We start from the raw sequence: 4,333 nt of genomic DNA, 5'->3' as shown, positions 1-4,333 counted from the left end.
AGGTCGTGAGAGCCCGAATACGCGAAACCTTCTCGCTGCTAACCGCCCGCTGACTCCCCCCTGGCGCGGCGTGTCCTCACCGGGGATACCTGCACACAGACCGTTCCTCACTGAAAGACGGCCCCGATGACGACTGAGACCAAGACCGCCTTCGCCGCCGACGACCCGGAACTCTCCGGCCTGCTCGGAGCGCTCTGGGAATCCACCGCCGAGGGCTCCGAAATCACTTTTCGCCGGTCGAGCATCGGCCCCGTCCGCGTGCTGACGATTGAGTCCTCACGCTACGCCGGGGCGAAGAAGGTGCAGGTGGACCACCACGTCGTCGTGAAGGAACTGGGGCTCGCGGCGGACGCGGAGGCGATGGTGTCGGACTGCGTTCGGCACAATGAGGAACAGGTCGCCGAGGAAGCCGGCCGGACGTTCGCCTGAGCCCTGCCCCTTCGCCCCGGGCCACCGCCTCCGCTGATTCCCCTCCCCCGCCCGTCCCCCTCCGGTCACGCTGGCGACCCCCGAACCGAGAACCGAAGAGAGACTATGAGCACGACCGCGGAGGCCAACGACTCCCCCATGCCGGGCGTCGTCAGAGGCCCGTACCATGTCGAAAAAGGCGTCGGACCGAAATCCAACTGGGGCGTCGTGGGGCGCAGGCTGCCGGGCGACTACTCCGGCGACGTGTGCCAAGCCGCAAGCTGCTGGACCGAGCCGATCGCAACGCATGTCGCCGCGTGCCTGACGGCCTGCGACGGCATCGCCAACCCCGCGGCCGTGCCCGAGGTGATTGCCGTGGCCGACGAACTGGTCAGCATCTTCCCCGAAGGGCTCATCGAGACCGACGTGCTGGCCCGCCTGTCCGACGCCCTCGCCAAACTGGACGCCCGCTGACGCCCCCTCCCGAGCGGACCCGCGGGCCGCGACGGAGACGGCGGACCTCCCCGCGTCACGCCCCCAACCGAGAGAGACGATGAGCGCCCAGGCCAACGCCGCCGCGCTCAATGCCTACGAGCAGGCGGGAGAGCGCCGCGAGAAGTGACCCCGCCCCGCGGAACAGGTCTGGCGCGGCCAATATTGACCGGCGATAATAGCCGGCGTGACGCCCCTGATATCCTTCGCCGACGACACCCCGACCGCTCCGGGCGACCGCGACCCCGTCGTCTCGAATATCACGCTCCACCGGCCGCTCAACGCCCCGGACTCCCTCTCCTTCACGGTCCACGTCGCCCAGCACGAGGTTCCCTACGACGCGACGACGTGGGTGGAATTGCACGACGGCGACGTGGCCGAGGGCGCCGACGGTCGCATCCTGTTCGCCGGCTGGGTCGAGACCCCCGACATCGGCCAGACCAGTCGCACCGTCCAGATTACCGCCCACGACCCGACGTTTCGGGCGGAGACCGCGGCGCGGGTCAACGAGGTCACGCTGACCGCCCGGGACGTGTTCAACGCGGACGGTGTCGTCGGGGACCCCTACGTTCGCGCCTGCCGCCTGTTCGGGGCCACGGTGGGCGAGATGTGCGAGGCGATCCTCGACGACCGCACGACCGCTCTCCAGGCGATCCGGGCCTGCCCCGCCGGCGGCCTGCCCGTGCCGGACGGGGCGTTCGCCGCCCTCGACCACGTCCCGCTGGACACCGTCAAGGTGGAGTCCCGCGGCCCCCGGGGGGCGTTCGAGGAGATCCTCCCGACGTTCGAGCCCGGCTACGCCGTCGGCTGGAGCCCGGGGAGCCGCCAGTGGGTCCTGCGGGACGTGCTCGGCGGGCCGACGGACACGCTCACGCTCAACGACCCCGACGCCGTTGGCGGCGTCGTCCTCGCCCTGAACCTGACCCGCACGACCGCGGGTCGCTTCCCGGCGGTCAAGTACACCGGCCCGGAAACGCTGACCTACCGGATCGCCTCGACGGACACGGTCGCCGCGGCGGAGCAGTTCCCGAACGCCGACGACCCCGACGTGGTCGCGCTGACCAAGGTGACGGTCTCCGGCTACCCGGACAGCGACTTTTACGGGATCAGCGACGGCGCCGGCGGGTACGTCGAGATCGCCCGCACGCTTCCCGGCTGGAAGGCCCGCCCCGGCCTCCACGCCCTGACCCGCAACGGCGACGGGGAATGGGTGGAGGGCACGTTCGTCTGGATTCCGGGCGTCGCCACGCTGGAGCCGCACGTCCTGTTCCGGTTCGACCCCAGCACGGCGGGGGACGGCGGGTTCTACTCCGCCGCTCCGAACAACGGTCTCGCCTACAACGACGGCGTCAGCGATGAGACGATCGCGGAGTCGATCACGCTGCACGAGAGCGGCACCGCCGACCCGCGGGCCGGACTGGTCGAGATCCCCGGCGGCCTCAAACGGTACGTGCCCGGCTCCGGCTCCCCCGGCACGTTCGAGACGCCGGTCGAGGTGCAGCTCCGCCACGCGATCTACGCGGACCCGCACAGCGTCCGCTACCCGGCCAGCGGCTACGACGGCACGTCCTACTCCGTGGCGGGACTCACGACCGAACTGGTCCGCTACGACGACGCCTGCGCGGTCGACGCCGAGTACAACGTCACGACGGCGACGCGGTTGTCGCGGATGACGGAACTAGCCCAGAAGCATCACGCCGTCGTCAAGGACCTCGCGCACGCCGGCGGGGCGACGCTGGCCGGCGCGCTGCCGGACTGGCAGCCGGGAACCCGGGTCGGGATCGCGGCGGCGGACGGCAGCGGCGGGACGACGACCACCGGCTGGGAGAGCGCGAACGCGGTCGTGACCGAGGTAACGCTCGACCTGGAGGCGGACACGACGACGCTCACGCTCGACGGGGACGTGCTGGCGCTGTCCGCCTTCGACGTCGACGCGATGAAGGCGGAACTGAAGATCCGGGCGGCGCAGCGGCGGGTGACGCTGAACACCTCCATGACGGTCGGCGAGGGGCGGTACGTCGGGGACTACAACAAGGGCGGCGGGGGCTTCTTCACGGACGTGACGTTCACCTCGGTCAGCGAGACGACGTACGTGGACGAATACGGGGAGACGCAATGACGGTGCCCGTGCTGCCGCCGGAAGAACCGCGCCGCTGGCGGTGGGTGGAGAACCGCCTGCGGGAGATGGCGCACGCGATCCGGGTGATCGGGGCGCGGATTCCGCCGGGGTACGGGGACGGGAACGGGACGTGGGACCCGACGGGGGAGGGGTTCGGCCTCGGGGGCGGGACGCTGGTCCGCCGGGCGACAGCCAACGCGGAGGTCGCGGCCGGGGCGACGGGGACGTTCACGTTCGCGGTCGGGGGCGGCACGCAGACGGCGATCAACCGGCATCCGAGCGTCGCGGTGCAGTCCGGGGCGACGTGCTACATCGGACTGATCGACGGGACGTGGGACGTACTCATTCCTCTTCAGGGTTGTCCGTGATGTCGTGGGCCGGAGGCTGGGGGTGGTGCTGTTGCGGGTCCGACGCCTGCGATGTGGTCTACGAGAACGGCGTCGAGAGTTATCCGATACCGCTGTTCTGCGACCTGACCGTAGCGGTTCTGGACGCGAACGGAGAACACAATCGCGTCGGCAACGCTTATTACAACTACTGCAATGTGCTAACTCACACCGTCAGCGGGGCTGAAGGACGGGACGAAAACTGCGCGCACACGAAGACTGAGACCGTACAGTCGAGGGGCGGGGGCAATTTCTGGGATGTCGCAGTCGCCGCGAACCTCCAAATCCATTCCCTGCACGGCACGCTCAACGGAAGCAAGCACACCTACGGGTTCCGCTTCACGCTGTCAGCGGACACCAACTTCTCCAACCCCTCCCGGCCCATCGGCAGCACGCCGTACAGGTCCTCGAACTCCACGCAGTACCACTACGTCGTCACGGAGACCCCGGAACCGGCCGACATGAACAACGCGGACTGGCAGGCGGCGCTGACGAACGTGTCGATCCCGTTCGACTACTACCACCACTCGCTCGGGGGCGACGCCCCGCAGACCGGGAATTGCCCCTCAATCGCGGACGCCGTCGTAGACTTTAGCCCGTACTTCTCGCCCTGATCCCGCGTGACCCCGCGCCACCTCCCGGGCTTCACCGTCCGTTCGGCACCACCGCACCAGCCGCACGCCGTCGGGGCAGTCGGCCAGCACGCACCAGCGTCCCCGGAACCGGGCCGCACGCCACGGGGCCGCGGCGACGATCGGGGGAGCGGGGCACCAGAGGCCGCGGTCGTTCGGGGCCGTCATCGCTCGCAGACCGTGAAGGCGTGAACGGTCAGGCCGTCGGCCAGCGCCACGGCGTCGGCCTCCCACGGCCGCCACATCGACCCGGCCCCCGTCCGCAGGCAGACCAGCCCCTCGCGGAACAGGTCGTC

At 70.0% G+C, this 4,333-nt stretch carries 5 protein-coding genes; all 5 read left to right on the top strand.

Annotation, left to right across the window (positions count from 1 at the left end; translation table 11 throughout):
- The first annotated feature begins 126 nt into the window (after positions 1–126).
- Positions 127–429: a hypothetical protein gene (locus tag ACG2DA_RS21850; RefSeq protein WP_395258680.1), complete on the top strand. Its 303-nt coding sequence runs from the start codon at positions 127–129 to the stop codon at positions 427–429.
- Between the two features lie 105 nt (positions 430–534).
- On the top strand, positions 535–882 hold the full coding sequence (locus tag ACG2DA_RS21845; protein WP_395258678.1) for a hypothetical protein: 348 nt from the start codon (positions 535–537) through the stop codon (positions 880–882).
- A 205-nt stretch (positions 883–1,087) separates the two neighbouring features.
- The gene (locus tag ACG2DA_RS21840; protein WP_395258677.1) at positions 1,088–3,019 is read left to right on the top strand and encodes a hypothetical protein; all 1,932 of its coding nucleotides are present in this window, start codon (positions 1,088–1,090) and stop codon (positions 3,017–3,019) included.
- Positions 3,016–3,387 carry a hypothetical protein gene (locus tag ACG2DA_RS21835; RefSeq protein ID WP_395258675.1) on the top strand — a complete coding sequence of 124 codons (372 nt, stop codon included), beginning with the start codon at positions 3,016–3,018 and terminating at the stop codon, positions 3,385–3,387. Before ACG2DA_RS21840 ends, ACG2DA_RS21835 begins: the two co-directional genes overlap by 4 nt.
- Positions 3,387–4,019 carry a hypothetical protein gene (locus tag ACG2DA_RS21830; protein ID WP_395258674.1) on the top strand — a complete coding sequence of 211 codons (633 nt, stop codon included), beginning with the start codon at positions 3,387–3,389 and terminating at the stop codon, positions 4,017–4,019. The genes ACG2DA_RS21835 and ACG2DA_RS21830 overlap by 1 nt, the downstream gene beginning before the upstream one ends.
- Positions 4,020–4,333 lie beyond the last annotated feature (314 nt).

Source organism: Alienimonas sp. DA493, assembly GCF_043951915.1.
In the GTDB taxonomy this organism is placed as follows: domain Bacteria; phylum Planctomycetota; class Planctomycetia; order Planctomycetales; family Planctomycetaceae; genus Alienimonas.
Note: the sequence above shows the minus strand (reverse complement) of the source record. Positions and strands in the feature narration are given on the sequence as shown.